General features: G+C 59.8%; 15 protein-coding genes. 13 read left to right on the top strand and 2 right to left on the bottom strand.

Annotated elements, in window-relative coordinates; genetic code table 11:
* Nucleotides 1–48: 48 nt before the first annotated feature.
* From EGN72_RS13315 to EGN72_RS13365, 11 genes are all read left to right on the top strand, one after another.
* Nucleotides 49–2,079, top strand: coding sequence for a type VI secretion system Vgr family protein (locus EGN72_RS13315; RefSeq protein ID WP_233587136.1), 2,031 nt, complete (start codon nt 49–51; stop codon nt 2,077–2,079).
* 7 nt (nt 2,080–2,086) lie between these two features.
* The gene (locus EGN72_RS13320) at nt 2,087–2,701 is read left to right on the top strand and encodes a hypothetical protein (RefSeq protein ID WP_127048365.1); all 615 of its coding nucleotides are present in this window, start codon (nt 2,087–2,089) and stop codon (nt 2,699–2,701) included.
* Nucleotides 2,702–2,731: 30 nt separating this feature from the next.
* Nucleotides 2,732–3,001, top strand: a complete 270-nt coding sequence (locus EGN72_RS19585; RefSeq protein WP_255417435.1) for a PAAR domain-containing protein — start codon at nt 2,732–2,734, stop codon at nt 2,999–3,001.
* 7 nt (nt 3,002–3,008) lie between these two features.
* On the top strand, nt 3,009–4,613 hold the full coding sequence (gene tagH / locus EGN72_RS13330) for a type VI secretion system-associated FHA domain protein TagH (protein WP_127048369.1): 1,605 nt from the start codon (nt 3,009–3,011) through the stop codon (nt 4,611–4,613).
* A 72-nt stretch (nt 4,614–4,685) separates the two neighbouring features.
* Complete coding sequence (tssK, locus tag EGN72_RS13335) at nt 4,686–6,026, top strand: type VI secretion system baseplate subunit TssK (protein WP_127048371.1); 1,341 nt, start codon at nt 4,686–4,688, stop codon at nt 6,024–6,026.
* A gap of 21 nt (nt 6,027–6,047) precedes the next feature.
* Nucleotides 6,048–7,472 (top strand): type VI secretion system protein TssL, long form, encoded by a 1,425-nt coding sequence (tssL, locus tag EGN72_RS13340; RefSeq protein ID WP_127048372.1) that lies wholly within the window; start codon nt 6,048–6,050, stop codon nt 7,470–7,472.
* The gene (gene tssM, locus EGN72_RS13345; protein ID WP_127048374.1) at nt 7,472–11,059 is read left to right on the top strand and encodes a type VI secretion system membrane subunit TssM; all 3,588 of its coding nucleotides are present in this window, start codon (nt 7,472–7,474) and stop codon (nt 11,057–11,059) included. Before tssL ends, tssM begins: the two co-directional genes overlap by 1 nt.
* Entirely contained in the window at nt 11,059–11,739 is a 681-nt protein-coding gene (gene tagF, locus EGN72_RS13350; RefSeq protein ID WP_127048376.1) for a type VI secretion system-associated protein TagF, read from the top strand. Before tssM ends, tagF begins: the two co-directional genes overlap by 1 nt.
* Nucleotides 11,736–12,446 (top strand): PP2C family serine/threonine-protein phosphatase, encoded by a 711-nt coding sequence (locus EGN72_RS13355; RefSeq protein WP_127048378.1) that lies wholly within the window; start codon nt 11,736–11,738, stop codon nt 12,444–12,446. The genes tagF and EGN72_RS13355 overlap by 4 nt, the downstream gene beginning before the upstream one ends.
* Nucleotides 12,447–12,587: 141 nt before the next feature.
* Complete coding sequence (locus EGN72_RS13360; protein ID WP_127048380.1) at nt 12,588–15,155, top strand: hypothetical protein; 2,568 nt, start codon at nt 12,588–12,590, stop codon at nt 15,153–15,155.
* A gap of 15 nt (nt 15,156–15,170) precedes the next feature.
* Nucleotides 15,171–17,987 (top strand): hypothetical protein, encoded by a 2,817-nt coding sequence (locus tag EGN72_RS13365; protein ID WP_127048382.1) that lies wholly within the window; start codon nt 15,171–15,173, stop codon nt 17,985–17,987.
* Between the two features lie 6 nt (nt 17,988–17,993).
* Here EGN72_RS13365 and EGN72_RS13370 read toward each other — a convergent pair whose 3' ends face one another.
* Together EGN72_RS13370 and EGN72_RS13375 are read right to left on the bottom strand one after the other, a co-directional pair.
* Nucleotides 17,994–20,087: a serine/threonine-protein kinase gene (locus tag EGN72_RS13370; protein ID WP_127048384.1), complete on the bottom strand. Its 2,094-nt coding sequence runs from the start codon at nt 20,085–20,087 to the stop codon at nt 17,994–17,996.
* 84 nt (nt 20,088–20,171) lie between these two features.
* Nucleotides 20,172–20,753: an OmpA family protein gene (locus tag EGN72_RS13375; protein ID WP_127048386.1), complete on the bottom strand. Its 582-nt coding sequence runs from the start codon at nt 20,751–20,753 to the stop codon at nt 20,172–20,174.
* A gap of 208 nt (nt 20,754–20,961) precedes the next feature.
* On the opposite strand from EGN72_RS13375, the gene EGN72_RS13380 reads away from it, so the two are divergent.
* Together EGN72_RS13380 and EGN72_RS13385 are read left to right on the top strand one after the other, a co-directional pair.
* Complete coding sequence (locus EGN72_RS13380) at nt 20,962–21,834, top strand: M15 family metallopeptidase (protein WP_127048388.1); 873 nt, start codon at nt 20,962–20,964, stop codon at nt 21,832–21,834.
* A 158-nt stretch (nt 21,835–21,992) separates the two neighbouring features.
* Complete coding sequence (locus tag EGN72_RS13385) at nt 21,993–23,462, top strand: caspase family protein (protein ID WP_233587137.1); 1,470 nt, start codon at nt 21,993–21,995, stop codon at nt 23,460–23,462.
* Nucleotides 23,463–23,495: the final 33 nt, after the last annotated feature.

Below are 23,495 nucleotides of genomic sequence, written 5' to 3' on the forward strand. Positions count from 1 at the left end.
GGTAAGATTATGGCGGACCAAGCTATTAAAGAGAACCGGAAGCTCCGAATGAAGGGGCCGTTGCCGGAAACACAGATGTTCATCAAGGCGGCCCGCGTTGTTGAAGGGCTGAGCAAACTTACCGAAACCACTGTCGATTTCATGTCACCGGACAAGAAGCTGGACCTTGGCAAGGTGGTCGGGCAGCCGATCACCGTCAAGATGATGCTGGGCGATGATGACAGCGGCGACTGGCGCGAATTTGTCGGCACCTGTATCGAGGCGCAGTTCATTGGCCTTCACGAAGGCTATGGATATTATTCGTTGCAAGTGCGGCCCTGGCTGTGGTTTTTGACCAAGGCGCGCAACAATCGGATTTTCCAGAACCTGAATGCTATTGATATCATTAAAGAAGTTCTTTCTGACCATTCGTTTGCAGATTTCACCGTCAACCTGAACCGCACACCTGCCGAGCGGGTCTATACGGTTCAATATGACGAAACCGATTATGATTTCGTCTGCCGTTTGATGGAGGAGGAAGGGATTTACTTCTTCTCGACCGTCAAGGATGGCGTCGACCATCTGATGATTGTCGATGACATCGGCGCGCATAGCCCGGTGGAAAATGCGGCCTCGATCAAGTTCTACCTGCGCGAGGCAGAGTATCGCCGCAGCGAGGATCATGTGTTCGAATGGCGCGGGGCAGAGGCCGTGACCTCCGGTCTGGTGACGCTGAACGACTGGAATTTTGAAAAGCCCAAGGCCGATCTGAAAACCGCCAAGGCCCTGCCGAAAGGCAGCCACAAGCATAAGTCATACGAGTTGTATCGCTATCCCGGCCACTACCGCGAAACCGCGCAGGGAGAGGTCTATGCCCGCGTCGAAATGGAAGCCAACGCCGCCGAGTTTCAAATTCGTCACGGTGTCGGCAACGTGCGCACCTTGGCAACCGGGGCGACGTTCAAGCTGACCGACCACTTCCGCGACAGCGAGAATCAGGAGTATCTGATCATCTCGGGCATCCACATGATGCAGATCGAAGCGGATGATGAGGATGAAAGCCAGAAGGACGAAGAGGTAAAGCGCGAAAAGGGCAAAGAGAAAAAGATCCCCTCGACCATCGAATTCGATGAAGAGAACAAGGATGCCTATCGCTGCACCTTTGCGTCCTTGCCCAAGAACACCCCTTTCCGCGCCAAGCGCAAAACGCCATGGCCACGGATTCCGGGGATTCTGATTGCCAAAGTCACCGGCCCCGCCGGCGAAGAGATTTACACCGATAAATATGGCCGCATCAAAGTGCAGTTCCCATGGGACCGCGACGGCCAGAATGACGAAAAGACCACCTGTTTCGTGCGGGTCACGACGCCTTGGTCAGGCAAGAACTGGGGCATGATCCATATTCCCCGAATCGGGCAAGAGGTTGTCATCCAGTTTGAGGATGGCGACCCGGACCGTCCGATCTGCACAGGGATGTTGTATAACGCCGACACCATGCCGCCCTATGCGCTGCCCGATAACATGACCCAATCGGGGATAAAGACCAATAGTTCCAAAGGGGGCGGCGGTTTCAACGAATTGATGATGGAAGACAAAAAGGGCGAGGAGCTGGTGCGGCTTCAGTCCGAAAAGGATTACGTCGAGATCATCAAGAACAATGCCACGATCACCATCGGGATGGAAAAGAAAGATCCCGGTGATCTGACGCAGACAATCTATGCCAACAAGACCGAGACGATCAAAACCGGCGACATGACCTTTACGGTGGAAACCGGCAATGAAATCCGGTCAATCGCCACAGATCAGACGCAAACGATTGGCGCCAATCAGACAGAGGACGTTGGCGGCGATGTGGCGGTGACGGTGGGGGGCAACCAATCCCACACCACGGGCGGCACCTATGACAGCACGGCAAGCGGGGCCATCACGATTGAATCCAGCCAAAGCATCACGCTGAAGGTCGGCGGCAATTCCATTGTGATTGATCAGGTGGGAATCACGATCAAAGGCACCATGATCGAAACCAATGCTTCGGGCATGGCCACACATAAGACGAGCGGGATCATGGTGATCCAAGGCTCCCTCGTGAATATTAACTGAGGGTGTCATGAGCAAACGTTTTCAAAACCTCAAGAAAATCCCGGCAGAGCCAGCCGCGCGCATGCTGGCGATGACAAATACCAAGCTGCAAACCAAGCTGACCTCTCCGGCCAGCGCGCCTGTCGATGCCGTGCTGGAGGAATTGGCCGGGCTGGGTGCCAAGATCGACATTCTGCGCCTGCTGTCGGTGGCCTTGCCCCCGAGAGAGGCAACATGGTGGGCCTGCCTTGCCGGGCATGATCTGATTGGCCCGAACCCCAAGGCGGTGCCGCCACCGCTGGCCTGCGCCGAACGCTGGGTTTTCAAGCCGACCGAGGAGAACCGCATCGCCGCGCGGGATGCGTTTGAAACGGCGGATATGGATGATGACACGACCTTCTGTGCCATGGCCGCCCTTTATGCCGAAGGCACGCTGGGCCCCGGTGACCTGAACCAGACCCCGGCGCCGCCCAATGGTGTTTCGGCGGCGGTTTTCGCGATGAACCTGTTGTCGATGAAGATGAATGTAGACCGGATGCAGGTGCATCTGGATATCCTGATCGACCGTGGCCTTGATATCGCGCGGGGTGGCAATGGCCGCGTTGCTGCGGGTGATGGTGCCAAAGCCGAAGCGAAAGGATGATCTGATATGCCCGGACCTCCACAAGCCCGCATGACTGATTTGCACACCTGCCTTCTGACCTATGGCGCGCCTTTGCCGGTGTTGCCGCCCTGTTGTCCAACCGTGATGGTGGTCAAACTGTTCGCGGCCCGGATGACCGACATGTGCCCCGGCGTCTCCCCCCATCCGATTGCCAAAGGGTCAACGAGTGTTATGATAGGGAAACTGCCCGCTGCGCGGATAGGGATTGATCTGTGTGGGGGCCCGACGCCGGCGCCGATTTTGCCGCCGGGCGCCATCACTGTCTTAACCGGAGGCTAATGACGGTATGTCTGTAACACTGCGGTTTCAATCAACGGGATCTGTTCCGGGTGACGGGGCCCCGATCGTCATGATCGGGCCCAGCCTGACCATCGGGCGCGGACCGGAAAATGACGTGGTCTTGCCAGACCCCGACCGTCTGATTTCCAAAAACCACTGTGCGATCGAGGATAATAACGGTGACGTGACGGTCATTGATTTTTCGACCAATGGCACATTTCTGAACTATGGCAAGAATGCTTTGGGCCGGGTGCCAACGCCCTTGAATGACGGGGATGTGCTGTCGATGGGGGCCTACGAACTGGTCGTCGCCATTACCAGCGATGTCTCGGCTGACCCGCTGGCAGGTTTGCCGCCCCCGGTTGATGATGGCCCGGTGTCGCATGGGTCTGCGGGGGCGTCGCCCGAAAGCCTGCTGGATCTGCTGGATGATCCGGGTGCCAAGAAAGCGGATTTTCTGGATGATCTGATGGGCGATCAGGCCCCGCGTGGCCCCTCGCAGATTGTGCGCGAGGACCCGATTGACAGTTTGATGCTGCCCAATGTGGGGGATGGCGATGACCCCATTCTCGGCCCGCTGCCCGACCCGCTGGATGAAGAATTCGGCGCCTCGCATGGGTCGCATAGCGCCTCGGTGTCGGACAGTTTTACGGCGCGCAAAACCGCGAAATCGGTGATACCGGATGATTGGGATGATGATTTCCTCAGCCCAACGCCCAAAACCCCCGAGGCAAAAGCCCCGCCGCCAAGCCCCGTGCCAGACCTGCCGCCAGAGGTGGATGACGATCTGCTGCCAGAACCGCCTGCACCCAGCCCGCCGCCAAAACCGGTGGCGGAACCGGTGGCAAGGCCGAAACCCGCCGCCCCCGTGGCCGAGGATGAAAGCTCTCCCTTCGCGGTGTCGGTCGGGTCGTCCAAAGTCACCTCTTCGGTGGTGCCGCCGCCGCCGCCATTGCAACGCGCCGCCGCAGCGCGTCCCGCTGCGGTGGCCGCAAAGCCCCCCGTTGCCGCCAAGCCCGCCGCAGCACCCCAATCGCATGATGCCGCCCGTGCCTTTCTGCGCGGGGCCGGGGTCGAAGACCTGACCATCACGGATGATGAACTGGCCGAAACGATGGAACGCTTGGGCAGTGTGATGTTCACGCTGATCTCGGGCCTGCGCGATATCTTGATGACGCGCACCTCGATCAAATCCGAGTTTCGGATCGAAAAGACGGAACTGGCCGCCGGTGGCAACAACCCGTTGAAATTTGCGCTTAGCCCTGAACATGCGGTGGAATTCATCGTCAAGCCGCGCAAGGGTTATATGCCCGCCTCTGCCGCAGTCGAGGAAGCGCTGGGCGATATCAAGGCGCATGAGGTGGCCATGGTCACCGGCATGGAAGCCGCGATCAAGGATGTTCTGGGGCGGCTGGACCCCAAAACGCTGGAAGAAAAGATCGGCAAGGGCGGCGGTTTTGCCGATATGCTCAAAGGCCGCAAATCCCGCTATTGGGAAACCTATGAAAAGCTGTATGCCGATATTTCGGAACAGGCCGAACATGATTTTCACGAGTTTTTCAGCAAAGAGTTTGCCAAGGCCTACAAGAAGCAATTGGAAAGATTGAAATGACAGAAAGGCCAAGTGCCATTAGGCTCTGCCATTGGGTGTGTGGCCATCGGAATTTATTTGAAGGAGTAGCCTGTGTCCTGGGATAGCAAGGTTCTCTGGACCGAGGGGTTGTTTTTGCAGCCCCATCATTTTCAGCAGGCAGATCGTTATGCCGAAGGGCTGATCAGCGGTCTGGCGCGGCGTGTTGCCCCCTATTTGTGGGGCGTGAATGAGCTTGAGATTGATGAAGAAGTCCTGAAGATCGGCAAATTTGCGATCAAGGGCTGCGCAGGGCTGACGCCCGATGGCGCAACCTTTCGCGTCCCGCAGTCGGTCGATCACCCGCCCGCGCTGGATGTGCCCGAAGAGATCAAGGATTGCGTGGTTTACCTGTCGGTGCCGCAGCGCCGCCAAGGCGTGCTGGAAGTGGATATGACGGGGGCGGAACGCTCTGCCGCGCGCTTCCGTCCGGCGGAACTGGAAGTCACCGATACCATGGGCGAAGGGCGCAAGCCCGTGACGCTGGGTGTGGGCAAGCTGCGCCTGCAATTCGCGCTGGAGGTGGATGATCTGGCCGACCGGCTGACCATTCCCATCGCGAGGATCATCGAACGCAAACCCGATGGCGAGGTGGTGCTGGACAAGGCTTTCATGCCGTCTTGCCTTGATGTGCGCGCCGCCCCCACCTTGGGTGCCTTCCTGCAAGAGTTGGAGGGGTTGCTGGGCCACCGGGTCAAGGCGCTGGCCGGGCGGCTTGCCGAAAGCGGCACCACCAAGGGCGTGGCCGAAATTCAGGATTTCCTGCTGTTGATGTGCGTGAACCGGGCGCTGCCTGTGTTCCGCAACATGCTGGAAATGGAAAACATCCACCCCGCCGAATTTCACCGCATGTGCATCGCCCTTGCCGGGGAACTGGCCACCTTCATGGCGACCGATAAGGTGCCGCCGAACTTTCCGCCCTATCAGCATGCCAACCTTACCACAACCTTCGCGCCGGTGATCCGCACCCTGCGGCAATACCTGTCCTCGGTGCTGGAACAGACGGCGATTTCCATCGCGCTGGAGGCCCGGAAATACGGCATCAGCGTGGGCATCATTGCCGATCGCAAGCTGATCACCACGGCGGGTTTCGTGCTGGCGGTAAAGGCCGATATTCCGGCCGAATCCGTGCGTCGCCATTTCGCGGGGCAAGCCAAGATCGGCCCGGTGGAGGAAATTCGCCAACTTGTAAACTCGGCCCTGCCGGGGATCACGCTGCGCCCGTTGCCGGTTGCGCCGCGGCAAGTGCCATATCATTCAGGTGTTGTGTATTTTGAACTGGATCGGGAAAGCCCCTATTGGCGCAAGATGACCACTTCAGGCGGCATCGCTGTGCATGTGTCGGGGGATTATCCCGGTCTGACCATGGAGCTTTGGGCCATCCGCCTCTCCTGAGGCCGACAAGAGGATTAAGCTATGTCGAACAATGACCCGTTTGCAGAGCCGGACGATTCGGAACGGACCGTCATTCGCCCCAATCCGGCTGGTCGCAGGCCCGGTGGCGGCGCTGGTGCGGGCGTGCCCACTTATGGCGCGCAAGCAGGTGCGCAGGCCCCGGCGGCGCAGGGCAATGTAGGTTACGGCGTCCCGCAAGCTGCGGCAGCCCCCGTGGCGGCAGATAGCGGGAAAACAGCGGAATCGCCAATCGCGCTGGCGATGACAGGGATGAATCGGCTGAACGCGGCGGCGGCCACGTTGTTCGCGCTTGTCAGCCGTATCCGCAACCGCGCGCAGCATATGGAACCCGAAACCCTGCGACGCAATGTGGTGGCCGAAATCCGGGGGTTCGAGACCCGCGCCATTCAGGGTGGCGTTGATCCGCAGCAGGTCAAGGTGGCCCGCTATGCGATTTGCGCGACGATTGATGACGTGGTGCTGAACACGCCTTGGGGCGAGCAATCCATCTGGGGTATGCAGTCCATGGTGGGCACCTTCCACCGCGAAACCGTGGGCGGTGACCGGTTCTATGATGTGCTGGCCCGGTTGGAACAAGACCCGCCGAACAATATCGAATTGCTGGAATTCATGTATATGTGCCTGTCGCTTGGCTTTGACGGGCGTTTGCGCGTGGAACAGGGCGGGGCCGACAAGCATCTGCAAATCCGCAACGGTCTGGCCCGTATTATCCGGGCGCAGCGTGGCCCGGTGGAACAAGATCTCTCGCCGCATTGGCAAGGGGTGGACCGCCCGCATAAGGCGCTGTCGGTGTGGAAACCGGTCTATATTGCGGTGGGTGCGATTGCGGCGCTTCTGACAGTTACGTTCGGCGGTATTTCCATCGCGCTGGGCGGGCAAACCGAACGGCTGCTGGGGCAGCTTGCCTCGGTTGATCCCGGTCGCCCGCCGGTTCTGGAACGTCCGGCCCCACCTCCGCCACCACCGACGCCCCCGCCCGGCCCAAGCCAGGTTGAAGTGGTCTCGGGCTTTCTGGAAAAAGAAATCACAGCAGGCACCATCAAGGTGTTTGAGGATGCCAACACCCTGACCGTGCGCATCAACGGCAATGGCATGTTCGGCTCTGGCTCTGACCGTTTGGCCAAAGAGGTGGCCGATACGATCACCCGGCTGACCAAGGCGATGGACGATCAGGTTGGCAAGATCATCGTCGTGGGCCATTCCGACAATGTGCCGATCAAATCCTCGCGCTTTCCGTCCAACATGCACCTGTCTTTGGCGCGGGCGGAATCGGTCAAGAAATCCATGGAAACCCATCTGAAAGACCCAAGCCGCATTTCGGCTGAGGGGCGTTCCGATAAAGAGCCGCTCGAATCCAACGCGACCGCCGAAGGCCGCGCCGCGAACCGCCGGATCGAGATCGTATTGCTGAGGGAAGAAAGCTAATGTTCAACCGCTTTATCCGGCCCCTGTTCCGGTCCCTGTATACGGCGATTCTGTTCAGCACTGCGCTGCTGTGCGGTGCGATCTGGTATTTCGGGCCGCTGCTGCCCTGGGGTGGCATTTACCCGCTGGAAACCATCTTTGCGCGTGCGGTGACGACGGGCGTGTTGATGGGCCTCGCGATTTTTGTGGTGCTGCTGATCTTTTTGATCCGCCGCCGCCGCAACAAGAAGATGACAGATGACATCGTCGCCTCGGTCGATGAGAGCGATACCGAAGATGATGTGATCAAAGGCGAGATGGAGGAGTTGCGCACCAAGCTGAAAAGCGCGCTGACGCTGTTGCGCAAATCCAAGCTGGGCCGCAAATCGCTGTATGAACTGCCGTGGTATGTGATGATCGGCCCCCCCGGTGCGGGTAAAACCACGGCCATCGTTAATTCGGGCCTGAAATTTCCGCTGGCCGAGGAGATGGGCAAAGGCTCTATCGGTGGGGTTGGGGGCACGCGCAACTGCGATTGGTGGTTTACCGATGCGGCGGTGCTGATTGATACGGCAGGCCGCTACACCACACAGGAAAGCGATGCCGAAAGCGACAATGCGGGTTGGCTTGGCTTTCTCAACCTGTTGAAAAAGCACCGTAAACGCCAGCCGATCAATGGTGCGCTGATTGCGATTTCGCTGTCTGACCTGTCGATGCAGGATGAGGTGACGCAGGCCAGCCATGCCAAAGCCATCCGCCGCCGCCTGCATGAATTGCGCGAAAAGCTGGGCGTGCGCTTTCCGGTCTATGTGCTGTTCACCAAGGGCGATCTGATTGCGGGCTTTGCCGAGTTTTTTGACAATATGGGCAAGGACGCGCGCGAACAGGTCTGGGGCTTTACCTTCCCGCTGGACAAGACCGCCAAGAAAAACACCTCTCCCATCGCGTTGTTTGATGATGAGTTTTCGGCCCTGCTGACCCAGCTTAACACCCAATCGCTGGAACGGATGCAAGCCGAAACGGACCACCAGCGCCGCAGTCTGATCGCGGGCTTTCCGGGGCAGGTGGCCAGTGTGCGGCAGGTCGCGCGGGATTTCCTGAACGAGGTGTTTCTGGAAAACAAGTTCGAACACCGCCACATGCTGCGCGGTGTCTATTTCACCTCTGGCACGCAGGAAGGCACCCCGATTGACCGTCTGATGATGGGCATGGCGCGCACCTTTGGTATCGGGCGGCAGGCGATTGGTTCGGGCAAGGGCACCGGGCGCAGCTATTTCCTGACGCGGTTGTTTGAACAGGTCGTGTTCAAAGAGGCTGGCCTGGTATCGGCGGATGACAAGGTGGAACGCCGCTATCGCTGGATACGGCGCATCGCCATCGCGGCGACGGTGTTGATCGCCGTGACCGCAGGCGCCTTGTGGACCCGCAGCTTCCTGGCCAATAACGCGATGATTGCGGACGCGACAGAGCGGCTGAACGCCTATCAGGCCGCCGCTGCCGATATCCCCTCCAACCCGATTGCCGATAGCGATCTGATCTCGGTTATTCCGGCGCTGAATATCCTTTACGACATGCCGATCAACCATGCCAAAGGCCGGGAGTCGGTGCAGCGGCCCGAAGGTTCTGGCTATGGGCTGTATCAAGGCGACGTGCTGGGCGATCAGGCGGCGCAATCCTACCGCGCGGGCCTGAACCAGCATTTCCTGCCCCGGCTTTTGCTGCGGCTGGAAGATCAGATTCAGGGCAATATCAACAACCCCGACATCCTGTATGAGACGTTGAAGGTCTATCTGATGCTGGGCCAGCAAGGGCCGATGAACACCGAGTTTGTCACCGAATGGATGAACCAGGATTGGAACCTTTCGTTCAGCGGCCCGTCCCGTCAGGCGCTGCGCGATGATCTGAACAAGCACCTGCAAATCCTGCTGTCGCAACCGATGCAGAAGGTTTCGCTCAATGGGCCATTGGTGGAACAGGCGCAGACCTTGCTGGCCGCGATGCCGATGGCGCAGCGCATCTATAATGGCATCATCAACAGCCCCAAGGCGCTGGAACTGCCAAGCTGGCGGATTGTGGATGTCGGCGGCCCTGCGGTGACGCGGGCGCTGGTGCGGTCCTCGGGTAAGCCCCTCACCGAAGGGGTTGAGGGGATTTTCACCTATCGCGGCTTTAACACCGTGTTTCTGGAAGAGGCGCTGAGTGTGGCGCGCCGCATCCAGAACGAAAGCTGGGTGCTGGGGCCGGATGCAGGCGCAGATCAGTCCGATGCCGCCATTCTGGCGCTGACCCGCGATGTGCTGGACCTGTATTACAACGACTACACCTCTCGGTATGAAGGTATCTTGTCGGATGTTGATATCATCCCGATGGAATCGCTGCGTCATGCGGTGGAAGTGACGAATATTCTGGCTGGGCCTACCTCGCCCATCGTCAACCTTCTCAACGCGATTGCCGATGAAACCAAACTGACCGAGGATCGCAGTGCCGTCAGCACCGAAGCGCTAAGCGAGGGTGCCAGTGCCGTTGCCAATCTGGAACTGAAATCCCTTCTGTCGGTGCAGGCGCAAACCTTCCTTTTCGCCTTGGAAAACGCCGAAACGGCAGATGGCAACAAGCCAAAACCACCGGGGCAATATGTCGAGGAACGCTTCTCGTGGCTGCATGAGCTGGTAAAGCGCCCCGATGGCCAGAACTCGCAACTGGACGAATTGATCCGCCTTCTGGATGAGGTGTATCGCGAGATGAGCAAGCTGTCTTTCTCGGGCGTGGGCACCGTGTCCACCGACCCGGAAAACAGCGCGATCTTTCAATTGACGCAGGCAACCGCGCGGCTACCTGGCCCGATGCAACGCTGGACCACCCAAATCACCACCGGGTCTTCGGGCATTACCGCCGATGGCAACCGCTCGGCCATCAACGCCAAATGGCAAAGCGCGGTGTTGCCCTTCTGCGAACAGGCGTTTGACAGCCGCTATCCGTTCAACCGCCGATCTTCCAATGATGTCGGGATGCAGGATTTCGCGCGCATGTTCGCGCCCGGCGGGATGCTGGATGTGTTCTTTGAGGAGAACCTTGCGAAATTCGTCGATACCACCAACCGGCCTTGGGTCTGGAAACGGGTGAATGATGCCGATCTGGGCATCTCGCCCGATGTGCTGTTGCAGTTTGAACATGCGGCGGCGATCCGCGCGGCCTTCTTTACCGCAGGGGCCAACCCCGCCGTCAGCTTCCAGATCACGCCAGAGGCGCTGGACCCCAAGGCAACCTCGGTCAAGCTGGAGATTGACGGCACAACGGTGGAATTTGCCCAAGGTCAGGGACAGCCTGCACCGGCTGCGGTGCAATGGCCGGGGGCCGCAGGCTTTGCGCGGGTGGTGTTTGAACCCGCCAGCCAAAGCACCGAAAGCCAGTTGCGGCGCGATGGGCCTTGGGGCTGGTTCCGCCTTCTGGATGCGGCGGAAATCCGACGCACCAATGTTTCCGACAAGCAGCGCGTGATTTTCAACATCGGGGGGCGTATCGCGATTTTCCAAATGCAGTCCGGTTCATCCATCAACCCGTTTGCCCTGCCATCCTTGGGCAAATTCAGCTGCCCGAAGTCGTTTTGATGGGGGTCCGGTTCGGGGCCTTTGGCAAGCTGCCCGCCTTGGGCGATTTCCTGCGGATGGACCTTCCGCAGGGGTTCATCGACCCGTGGGATCGTTGGTTGCAAGGCGGCTTGCTGGCGGCCAAAGAGGCCTTGGGCGAGCGGTGGCAGGATTGCTATTTCTCTGCCCCGATCTGGCGCTTTAACCTAAGCGCGGGCTTGCTTGGCGCGGCCCCGGTGATGGGGGTCATGATGTCATCGGTGGACCGGGTGGGCCGGCAGTTTCCGTTGACGCTGGCCGCCCCCATGCCCGATGGCAATAACGCGCTGCTGGATCACTTTCTGTCCGTCCCGACCTTTGAGGCGCTGGACGATATTGCGCTTGCCGCGCTGGAAGATGACATGACGCGCGATCTGCTGAAGGCGCGGCTGGAGGCGGTTTCCGCCCCTGCACGCCCCAGTGACATGGTGATCCGTCAGGCGCAGGGCGGGCTGGTTGTCACCGGGGCGGCACCGGAAACGCTGGTGCCGGAACTGGCCGCCGGGCTGACGGCGGGACGGTTCCGCAAGCCCTCGCTCTGGTCGGCGGTGGCCGAAGACGGGATACGCATGATGGTCTGTGAAGGCTTGCCTGCGGGCGGGCAAATGTTGGGCCTGTTCGACATGGCGGCTCAGGTTTGGAAGAATGAGGATACAGAATGACGATCCGCTACAGCGCTGCAACCCATGTGGGGCGCGTCCGCAAGATTAATGAGGATAGCATTCTCTCGCTTCCCGATCAGAAGATATGGGTGGTTGCCGATGGCATGGGCGGGCATGAGGCTGGGGATTTCGCCAGCCAAGCCATCGTTGACACTATCGCCATGATCGAACCGGATCAGCCGCCCGCCGATCTGATGCGCGGCCTGCGTCAGACGATCCTTCAGGCGCATGACATCATTCAGGCAGAATCAACCACGCGGCAGCTTGGCACCGTTGGCGCAACCGTGGTCGCCCTGATCCTGTCAGAGGAGCATTTCGTGGCCTTCTGGGCGGGTGACAGCCGCCTCTACCGCTTCCGCGATGGCAAGGTTGAAATGCTGACGACAGATCATTCCCTTGTCGCCGAACTGGTGCTGTCGGGCGAACTGACCTGGGATGAAGCGGAAATGCACCCGCAATCCAATGCCATTACCCGCGCGGTGGGTGTGGGCGATGTGCTGGAACTTGACAAAATCCGGGGCGATGTGGCCCGCGGGGATCGCTTTTTGCTGTGTTCAGACGGGTTGACGAAATACGCAACCTTCAACACACTTGAAAAGATGGTGGTTGGTGCGCCGATTGAAACGATCGCGGATATTTTGGTCAGTTTTGCATTGGATGCGGGGGGTGGCGATAACATCTCGATCATTGTGATAGATGTGATCTGACGCGACGCGCGCTGTGTCGGCTTTGCCTGCGAGACGGCGATTTTGACTGGTAAGGCCCCGAATTTTTCGCAGGGGCGTTTTTGAAAGATATTTGGGGCTGGCCGCAGATTTTGGGCCGCAATCACGTTATGGAGGCACAAGATGCCAGAGGGTGAATTGAACCCGGCGCAGGTCAAGTTCTTTGAGCGCCATATCAACAAGGGCCTGTTGGGCAAGCTGCGCAACAAAAAAGATCTTGGCTTCGCTGCGGCGTTTCGTGGCTACACCGATGCCGACAAGGCCGCAGCCCCGTTGCTGACCCATTTGCCGATGTATCCCAATGGTAGCGCGGAACTGGCGGAAAAGAACGCGCTGATTGCCGAATACAGCCGGATTCAAACCGAAACGCTTGCCAAGACCAGCAGCCAGAAAACTGCCATCGCCGCTTGTGAACAGGGGCGCTTGGCGCTGGCCGCTTTGACCACTCGCGCGACCGCCTTGATGAACAAGGCAGTGATGGACCCCAGCGCCTCGGACCCCGAGCGGATTGTGATGCTCAAGCAATCGGCGGCGCTTTACCTGAATGAGACGCGTGGCCGCTATGACGCCAAAGAAGCGCCGGTTCTGGCCGAGATAACCGAGGCCACCGGCAATGCCGTCACCTTGCCCATGGGCCAAGCGTTTGAGCAGGGGATGAAAGCCCTGCACGGCAAGATCGCGGCGGTGGATGCCACCGGAGATCTGGCCGCCGCGACAACGGCGCTGGACGCCATCAAAGCCGAGGCAGACCGCCTGCTGGCCACCCAGCTTGACGCGTTGGCCACCTATGCCGGTTCACCTGCCAAGGCGCAAACCATCGAAGTGGGGCAGATGGATGCCCGCCTGCGCAGCGATCTGTCCATCGCCACTTCCAACGCCGCGCAGATGATGACCTGGGGCATCCCCGATGCCAAGGCTTTCGCCGCCGATGTCGAGGCCGCGCAGAAACGCGGCGACCTTTTGTTCCGCGAAACCGCCTTTGCCGATCAGAATGCCGCCGATACTGCAAAGGCCGCGCGCAAACTGCTGGCCGATGATCTGGAGGCGCTGAACAGCCGCGCGGCAAACGCCATTCAAACCAAAAAGGCATCCTTCGGGCAGTTGTTCCGCGATGTCGAGGCGCGCTTTGCCACCGTAGAACGCGCCTTTCGCGATATTGATGATGTCAGTTTTGCCAAGGGCCAAAAAGAACCGATCGAGGATATTCTGGCGCTGACCCGGACCGCGATCAACGATCTGAACGGTTATAACACCGATGCTTTGGTGGCCGCGAAAAAGCTGGTTGACCGGGCCGCTGTCATCGTCGGGGCCGCGCAAAAGGCAACCGATACCAATGCCGAACTGAAAGACGCGCTCAAGAAGCTGGATATTCAGGTGGATCAGGGCAACCGCAAGGGCAACCCTCTCATCACGAAATTCGCGGCTTACAAAACCGAACTCGCAGAGCTGTCTGTCCGATGGCAAACCATGTTGCTGCCCGAGGCGATACGGGCGGTCGCTGCGTTTCGCACCCGGGTTGAGGCGGATGTGCAGCTTGCCAAGGATCTGGAGACGCGACGCGCCAATGCCCATGCCGACCTGAAAGCCGCCAAATCCGAATTGGCGCAATTCAATCTGGCCTATGGCAAAATGCTGAAGGCCAATGGCCGCAAGCCAAAGCCGTATGAGGGCAGCGTCACCTCTGATCTGGCCTCGGCCGAAGGCTGGATTGATACCAAAACCACCCTGTCTTTTTACGACACGATTGACGGGATGATCCTGCGGTCGCGCAAAACGCTGCAAAGCCTGACGGTGGGCCTGCAAAATACCGAAGGCAAAACCGACGATGAGATTTATGCCGAGGCGCTTGAACTGCAAAAGCAGTTGGACGCCGCCGCCGCGCAAACCTTGCTGGATATGGAAGCCAGCGGCGTGGCCCCGGACCCGACGGTGATCGCCAACGCCCGCGCCTCGGTTGATGCGCAGATCGCCCTTCTGGCCACCCGCAGCGATCTGCTGGCGCAAGACAACGCGACAGAGCGTCAAAAGGCCGAAGACGCCACCCGCAAGGAAACCTATCTGACCGAGGCCAAAGCCTATGTCAAAAAGATCAAGGAGGAGGTGAAAGCCGCCCCCGAAAATTCGGCGCTGGATCATTACAAGGACGATGTGAAGGGCCATCTGACCCGGATCGAAGAGTCGATCAAGCTGGTGGAAAAAGGCGGCATGGTCCGCGCGGCGCAATCCGAACTGACCTTCCTGCAAAAGACCATCGAGGGCATCAAGGCGCGCGGCCCCCGCACCGACAAGAACAAGCTGGACCAGATCGGAACCGAATGGGCCAATGCGGTCAAAGGCTTTGAGGGCAAATGCACCGAAATGCAGGCCGCCGTGGAAAAATATCTGGCCGATAATGACCTTGGCACAGATTATGCCGCCGCCCTGACGGCGCTGGGCAAGGCCTTGGGCGATATTCAAACCCGGCTGGACCCTGCGGCCTTTATCCGCGTGGCCAACCGTTTCCGTGACCCCACCCAATTCAAGGCCGCCCGCGAAGAGGCGCTGCAACGCGTGCGCTATTTCAACGATCTTCTGCTCAAGGATCCGGTGATCCAGCAATGCGTGCGCAACCCCTTTGGCATCCGTGATTTTGCCACACCGCTTGCCAGCCGTCTGCGCCAGATCGAACTCAACGTCCTGCGCGCGGCCTAGAGAGGAACCTGACCCATGCCCGATAGCACCCCGCAAATCGAATGGCTGACCGCGATCACCGGAAGCGCCGCGAAATCCGCGAAAGCGGGCGAACTGGCCGACCAACGCAAGGCGGCGCAGGACGCGATGAACCTGGCCTTGCCCGATACCGAACGCGCCGAAATCCGCGAGGCGCTGCTGGGCCTGTCCATCAAGGTGAAAGGCAAGATCGGCAGTTCCGAGCTTGCAATCATGTCGGCGGATGGCAATGCGATGAAAGAGGTGGATACCGTGCATCACGGTGCCAAAACCACCGAAGGGCTAAGCGCCGAGGATATCAAGATCCTCAACACCCAGATGGACAAGATCTTTGCCATTCAGGCCGAGATGCTGAAAAATCCGGCCTATACCCCGCCCGCCCCCGAATTCCCGCCGCTGCCCGAAGACCCGCAGGCGCTGAAAGCCGCGCTGAAGGAACGCGCGCGGCTGGAGGCGGAATATGACCGCGCGGTGCTGGAAGGGCAGGCGCGGCTGGCCGAGGATTTGTGGCTGCCGCTGAACCGTCAGGGCATCATCCCCGAAAACTTCATCCCGCAAAAACATTCCGCCGTGGCGGCACAGTTCAAAGCCTCGTCCGAGTTGTATGAGGACCGCTTGCAGGACTATTCCGCCAATCTGACCGCCAAGGATATTCTGAAAGAGAAGTTCGAATTCGGCATGTCGCTGGGCAAGGCCTCGTTGAAGCTGATGACCGCAGGCGTCGATCTGACAGGCAGCATCGCCGAGGTTGCAGGCGATGATGGCGTGAAGCTGGGGGCCGAGGAGGCAACGCTGATCCTTGGCCATATGGCCACCGCGCTAAGCGTGGTCGACAAGGCCGGGAACGCCGCGCTTTCGGACCGCGATTTTACCTCGGTCGGTGATGCGGTGGCGGGTGCGGTCAGCGAGATTGTCGCGGCACAGGTGGGGGATGACGCTGGCGGCAAGGAAATCGGCGCTTTGGTTGGTGGGGTCATTTCCTCGGCCACGCGGGGGGTGCGCACGGCGCAACTGCTCAAGGCCGGAGATTTTGCGGGGGCCGCGCAGGCGCTGGCCGATGGCATCGCCAAAGGGCTGGAAGGGGCCGATAATTCCGACGGCAAATGGATGACCGCGCTGGGCGCCCATATTCAGGTCGCGGTGCGCAGCACGGTCAACAGTTGGAACGCGCTGGAGGCATATAACCGCGGCGGCTCTACCTCGGACGTGTTGAAAGCGATGATCGCCGAGTTTTCGACGATTGCCGAAGCGGCGGCCAAGTCCACCGTGGGCACCTTGGTCAAGGAAATTGCGGAAACGGTGAAAACCGATGTGACGGGCAAAGCGCCGGAAGACGAAAAGGAAAAGACAGCCGAAGAATTGCGCGCAGAGGCGCTGGACGAAGCGGCAGAGAAGGTGAAAGACGCAACCGGCACGGAAGACCCCAGCCTTGGCGAAAGCTGGGGCAACCGGCGTGCCGCGCAAAAGGTCATCGCGGCCAAGTTCGACATGACCGCGCTGAAGGCCCTGCGCGATGATGCGGCCAAGAAGCAGGCCGAAGATATGGAAGCCCTTGCCAATGAGGGTGATGAGGAATTCCGCCTTGCCCTGATCACCGGTTTTGCCATGCCCGGCGATGATGACGAAGCCGTCAATATCGAGGAAAGCAACCGCCTTGCGTCGATTGATTATATCATGGCGGTGCAGGCCAAGAATGACGCCACCTTTGCGCTGTGCAAATCCATCGCGGAAAAGGGTGCGGCCTTGGTGGTCAAGCTGTGCCCCGGCGCGTCGATCGTGGAAAGCTGCCTGACGCTGACCTTCACCATTCAGGATGCGATTGCCAAAACCGAAGAACTGATCATCTGGCAGGATAATTTCAAGGATGCGCAGCGCGCCTCCTCGGCGCAGGTGGATGCCTTTATGAACCGCAAGGGGTTGCAAACCAAGCAAACCCTGAAAGCCGCGATTCAGGTGGCGCTGGATGCCGCCAAAGTGGTGGCCGAAGTGTTGAAAATGACGCCCGCCGCCCCTGCCGCCCCGATCGTCACAGCCTCCATCAACACGACCGAGGCGCTGATCGAGGTGGCCGAGATCGTGGCGACCAAGGCGCAGATGGATGCGGCGTGGAAGGTCTATGTGCGCGCCCGCGAAAACCCGGCAGATCGCTATCTGGCCCGCAAGGCCACGCAACAAAACCCGACACTGGCGAAATATGCGATGGCTTGGGGGGCGACCATGGGCGACCCGATTGCCGTGGAAGGCATGCGCCGCTGCGGCTTGAACGAACACACGCTGGCCCTGCCGGAAACCAATGTCGCCAAGGTCGTCGCCTATCTGGAGGCGAAATATGCCGATGATCCGATCTTGCTGCGCGCGGTTCCGGTCAAGCAGAAATGGCACCCCGGCAAGGTGGAGCTAACGCTGCAAAGCTGGGCCAGCTTTTACCAGATGGCGACGATCAAGGCGGAACCCTTGGTTTCCAAGACCAATGACATCAGCGGAATCAACGCCGCCTTTGGCAAGCTGGACGATGCCGAGGCCGCGTTTTCCGATGCGGTGGATGCGCTGATGAAAGCCAATGCCAAACGCACGCCGAAACAGGTCGCCAAATCGCCGGGAGAGGTGGAGCCTGCAATCGTCGCCACCCTGCAAGCCGCGATCTATACCCTGCGCGATGTTTTGCGGCGGTTCAAATCGCTGGACGTAGACGGCGGGCGCCATGTTGAAATGGCGTCTTATGTCGATGCGCTGGTGGCCTTGACCGAAACGCGGCTGACCGCCGTAGACCGGGTGCTGGATGAGGCGATCTGGGCCAAGGTCAGCGCCGCCTGACCTCGGTTATTTCGCCTCGGTCGTCAGGATGCGGCTGTCGATAGAGAACACTTCGGCCATTTCATCGCCGGTTTCCTCGCTGGCAAGGGCGGCGGCAAAGCTGCCTGTCGATTCCGAAATCGGGCGCAGGCTTTCAAACACCGGGCTGTCGGCGTGCAGCACCACAACCTTGCTTTTGCCCAGCACCGAATCATCGACCATAAAGGCCATCTTGGTGGTGCCTTTCGCTTCCTCGACCCCGAAGGCCACGCGCACCACCACATCGCCGCTCTGGCCCGCGCGCAGCCCCTCGACCGTGTTGTCGGGGCGGTTAAGGTTGGGCAGCAGGTGAAAGACCGATCCGGTCACATCAACGATAGACACCCATAGAAAGCCGCTGGTCACATCCGCCGGGATCACCACGTCAATCGCCGGGTTTTCCCCTACGAAATAGCGGCCTGCGGGGTTCGGGTCTGGCCGGTCGCCAAACCCGAAGATCACGCCAAAACCGTGCGGTTCGGCGCGGGGCAGCGCTTGTTCAATCTTGCACAGGTTCTGGTTCAGGATTTCCACGTCAATCAGCACATCGCGGTCGCCTGCGACCTCTTTCATCGCCTCGAACACCCGCACCCGAGAGCCTTGCTCTGCCAGCCGCCCGCGGATCACAATCTGATCCCCCAGCGCCCAATTGCCTTCGGGTTTTTTGCCAAAGCTGAGCGGCCCGCAATCTTCATGCGCGCGCAGCACGGCCAGCGCAGGCTCCAGCGGCAGGATGCGCGGCGCAAGGTCCAGCGCAACCGAGGTGGTCAGCGCACCGCCGGCAATCGCCGCTTGCACCGCGTCCCGCGTGGCCCGGTCCGGGGCCAAACCGGTAAGCGTGGCACTGTCATCCGAAACGGAAAGCGACCATTCCGGCAGGGTCGAAACCTGATCCAGCAGCGCCAGCACATCCGCGCCCCATGTCGGGGCCACCGTGCCTTGTGCCTGCGTCACGGCACCTTCGCCAAAGCGGGCTTGCAGCGCCGTCAGGGCCGCCTCATCGGGGGCAAAACCCTTGGCGGTTTCCACGCCATCCTTGCGCGCGGCTTCAAAGGTAAAGGGGCTGATGCTTGGCAGGTCCGGTGCCAGCAGCGACTGGAACGCCCCCGACACATAGCCACCAAGCCCCAGCACCACCACAGCCGCCAGCGCCAACAGGCCAAACAGCCCGCCGCGCCCTTTCTTGGGGCTTTTGGCCGCCGCCGGGGGGGTCGTTCTTCGGCCCGGCGATTCGGTCTGCACCACATGGTTTGCCACATAGCTGGGATCAATCGCGCGCAGCACATCCTCGGCGCTTTGAAACCGATCCTCGGGCACGGGCGCTGTCATCTTGGTAATCAGGGCTTTCAGCGGCTCTGGCACGCCATCCACGTTCAAGGGTGCCTGTTTCAGCCGCAAAAGCTGCATCGGGTTTTCGCCTACATCCGGTGGCTCGCCCCGGAAGGTAGACAGCAGCAGCGCCCCAAGCGAATAGATATCCGACCGCGTGTCGGATTTGCCGTTCAACTGCTCGGGGGCGGCATAGGCGTATTTGCCCGCGAACTCATTGCCCACCACGGTTTCGGCACCGGGGTTTTCATCCTTGGCGATACCGAAATCAATGATCACCGCCTCTTCGGGGCGGCCATTGCGCAGGATGATATTGTCGGGCGAAAGGTCACGGTGGACGATGTTCTTGGCATGGGCCGCCACCAACCCCTGCAATACCCGCGCCGCGATCTTGATCAGATCATCCGCAGACATGCCGCCGGTCATCAGCTTTTCTTCCAGCCCCACACCATCGACATAATCCATCACCAGATACACAAGCCCCTCGGCGGTGCGCTGGTTTTCGGAATAGCGCACCACGGCATCATGGCGCACATCGCGAATCGCCTCCTCGCGCGTCATCAGGCGCAGGTAGCTTTCATTCTTGGACAATTCGGTCTGCAAGACCTTGATCGCGACCAGCCGGCCCGAAATCTCGGACCGCGCGCGATAGACATCTGATGTTCCGCCCCGCCCCAGAAGCTTTTCAATCCGGTAGGTATTGTTCAAAAGGTCGCCGCTTTTGAACGTGTCAGAGGAGCGGGGGTCGGTCATGTAAGCCCTTTCAACGGGACAAAACGATTCAGGCGGGCGGGCGCATCGCCTTTGACCGGTTGCCCCCGATCAAAGGCCATAGGCTTAGCTGAGCGCCTGAAATTCAACCCGCCGGTTCTCGTCGGCTTTGGGGTCTTCGGCGTTGAACAAAAAGCGCTTGCCCATGCCCACCGCCTCCAGCCGCGCGGCATCTATCCCGCAATCATCGACCAAAAAGCGCCGCACCTCTTGCGCGCGCAGCAGCGACAGCTTTTCGTTATAGGCATCGGTTCCGGCCGCATCAGTATGGCCAACGATGCGGAACAGCTCCACATCCACCGCTTTCATCGCGGTGCAAAGGGTGTTCAGCTTTGGTTTCTCCTCGGCCCGCAACACCGCGCTGTCAAAGTCAAAGGTGATGCGCACGTTGATCTGGGCATCCTTTTCAATCTCGGAATAGGCGACGGGGGCGACCGCCGTGCCGCCTTGATCCGAAACCGTCGGCACCACAGCGGCATCAGAGTTGGGCACCAGTTTCAGCCCACGGGTCTTTTGCTTTTGGAACAGGGCCTGCAACTCCTCGGCCGTGGCGGTTGCGGCATCGGCCCCTTGTGCAGAGGCCGGGCCAGACGCGACAAGTGCCGCAATGGCGAGGACGGGAATCAGAAGTAATTTTCTGGTGGTCATGGCAAAATGCCTTTCTGATGAAAAATGAATACGACAAAGTTATACCAGACCCCGCCGTCAAACAATGTTTTTCGGGGCCATCCGCGCGGATCGGCGCGCTTGCGCGCAGCAAAAACCCGGGGCCGGGCTTGGCAAATTTGTTCCTTTGGTCGATAAAATGGGCTATGACTAACGACGTATTGAATTCATTGAAGTAACGGCTGTTTATATGCGTCTGGTTCCTGCCCTTGCTATCGCTGGCGCCGTTTTGGCGCTGCCGCTGATCTGGATCGGCTCGGCCTATATGTTCGCGCCGGACGATGGCACCAGCAAACCTTTGTTCTCTGACGCGCCCGCAGGCTCTGCCGTGGACAGTGCCGCGCGGATCGAGATTGAGATTTTGCGCCAGCAAATGGAAGATTTGCAGCAGCGACTCGGCACTGTCGAGGAGGAGCTTTCGCGTCTGCAAAACATGCCGCGCAACGATCAGCCCTTTGATTTCGGCGGTCAGGATATGAACGAACCGCTGGAACGGCTGGGCGAAAACCAGATCGTTGACAGCTATGCCCAAACGGTTCTGATCGCCGGGCGTCGCAAGATCAACGAAGGGTTGTCCGTCTCTCGGCCCAGTTTTCTGGTCGAGATGTTCGGCCTCCCCCGCGAGGTTCTGTCGGATGATTGCGAACCGATGACCAACCCCAAGCTGAAAGACATGCTGATCACTGGCGATGTCGGGCCGATCAGGGTGTCCATGCTGCGGCCTGCGGTCGAATCCATGACGCGGGTGTTCGAAAAGGTGAAACAGGTCGATGTGGACCTGTATAACCGCATTTCCACTGCGGGCGCGCTTTGTGTGCGACGTATTCGCGGCTCTCAATCCTCGGTGTCTACCCATGCGTTTGGCCTTGCGGTGGATCTGAACATCGACGGCCACCTTGATACGCTGGGTGATGGCAAAACCCAGTTGGGCCTGACCATCCTGTCGGATTTCTTTCAGGAAGAAGGCTGGTTCTGGGGCGCTGCCTTCTCCCGCGAGGACAGTATGCATTTCGAAGTCGCCAAGGAAACCATTGAGAAATGGCGCGCCGCGGGCGACATCTGACCCACGTTTTCGCGATATTTTGACAGGCGGGTCCAGCGCCGCCCTTGCAAAGGGGTTCCCAGAGGAACAGCATGGGTCTACATTAACTTTATTGAAGAGAGTCATAATCATTTGATTTTGGGGGGGCGATGCTCCGACTTATCAGGACAAGCCTGTGTTTGGCGCTATTTGTAATTTGCCTCGCGGTGCCCCAAGCGGCGCTGGCCAATCGCGTGGCGCTGGTGATCGGTATCGCCAAATACCAACATATCGAAAGCCTTGATAACACGGCCAATGACGCGCGGCTGATCGCCGACACGCTGCGCGGCATCGGGTTTGATGTGACGCTGGTGGTCGATGCGGGCTATGCCGAACTGGCGCAAACGATGGACAGTTTCGCCTTCGAGGCCGAAACCGCCGAGCTTGCGCTGATCTATTTCGCGGGCCACGGGATAGAGGTGCAGGGCGAAAACTTTCTTGTGCCTGCCGATGCGGATGTGCGGTCAAACCGCGATGTGCAGCGGCAATCAGTGTCGCTGGATAACCTTCTGGCCACGGTGGACCGCGCGCGGGTGATGCGGATCGTCATTCTGGACAGTTGCCGCAACAACCCCTTTGGTGATACGATTGACCCGAATGCCGAAGTGACAACCCAAGCCGCAGAACCACCAAAGGCGCCCGCAGGGGGCCTTGCCCCACCCAGCCCTGACCGGGGCACGCTGGTGGCCTTTGCCGCGCGTGATGGGCAGGTGGCACTGGATGGGATCGGTGCCAACAGCCCCTTTGCCACAGCGCTTGCCGAAAAGATGAAGATTCCGGGGTTGGAAATCAGCCTGATGTTCCGGCAGGTGCGCGATCAGGTGCTGGCCGATACCTTCAACCAGCAAGAGCCGCATACCTACGGCTCTCTGTCCGGGGTGCCGTTCTATCTGGCAGGCCCCGCCGAAGGCGATGCGCCCAGCACGGGTGACTTGCGCGTGGCATGGTCTGCTGTGCGCCCCGATCAGGAACAGCAATTGGTGGCACTGGCGGAATTGGGCGACACCCGTTCAATGGTCGGCCTTGCCTATATGCGCCTGAACCCCGAAGCCGACAGCTTTGATCCGGCAGAGGCGGTGGGCCTGCTGACCCGCGCCGCCGAGGCAGGCTCTCCCGAGGCGCAGTTTGAACTTGCCAAACTGTATGAGCGTGGGCTTGGCGTGCCGCAGGATTTCCCGCGCGCACTGGCGCTGTACCAGCAAGCGGCAGATCAGGATTTTGCCGATGCGATCAACGACCTTGGCTTTTTGTATTATCAGGGTGAATTGGGCCTGACCGCCGATGCCGATGCGGCCTTGAAACTGTTTGAACGCGCCGCCGATCTGCGCCACCCGCAGGCCTTGTTCAACTTCTCGGCCTTGATCGACGATGGTTTGATCGCGGGCAAAGGCCCGAATGATGCAGCGGGTTATTTGTATGAGGCGCTGCGCAGTGGGGCCAAGGATGTGCTGAACCTGCTGGAAGAACGCCCGAACATGTTTACCCCCGATGCCCGCCGCGCCTTGCAGAAACGGCTCGCGGATGCCGGGTTTTACAATGGTGCGATCGACGGAAGTTTTGGTCCGGGCACCCAAAAGGCCATTCGCCTTGCCTTTGGCCTGAAGGCTTGAATTTGAATTTTGAACCATGTTGCAGAAAGGAAG

The sequence above is a fragment of the Pseudorhodobacter sp. E13 genome (genome assembly GCF_003991405.1).
In the GTDB taxonomy this organism is placed as follows: domain Bacteria; phylum Pseudomonadota; class Alphaproteobacteria; order Rhodobacterales; family Rhodobacteraceae; genus Pseudorhodobacter.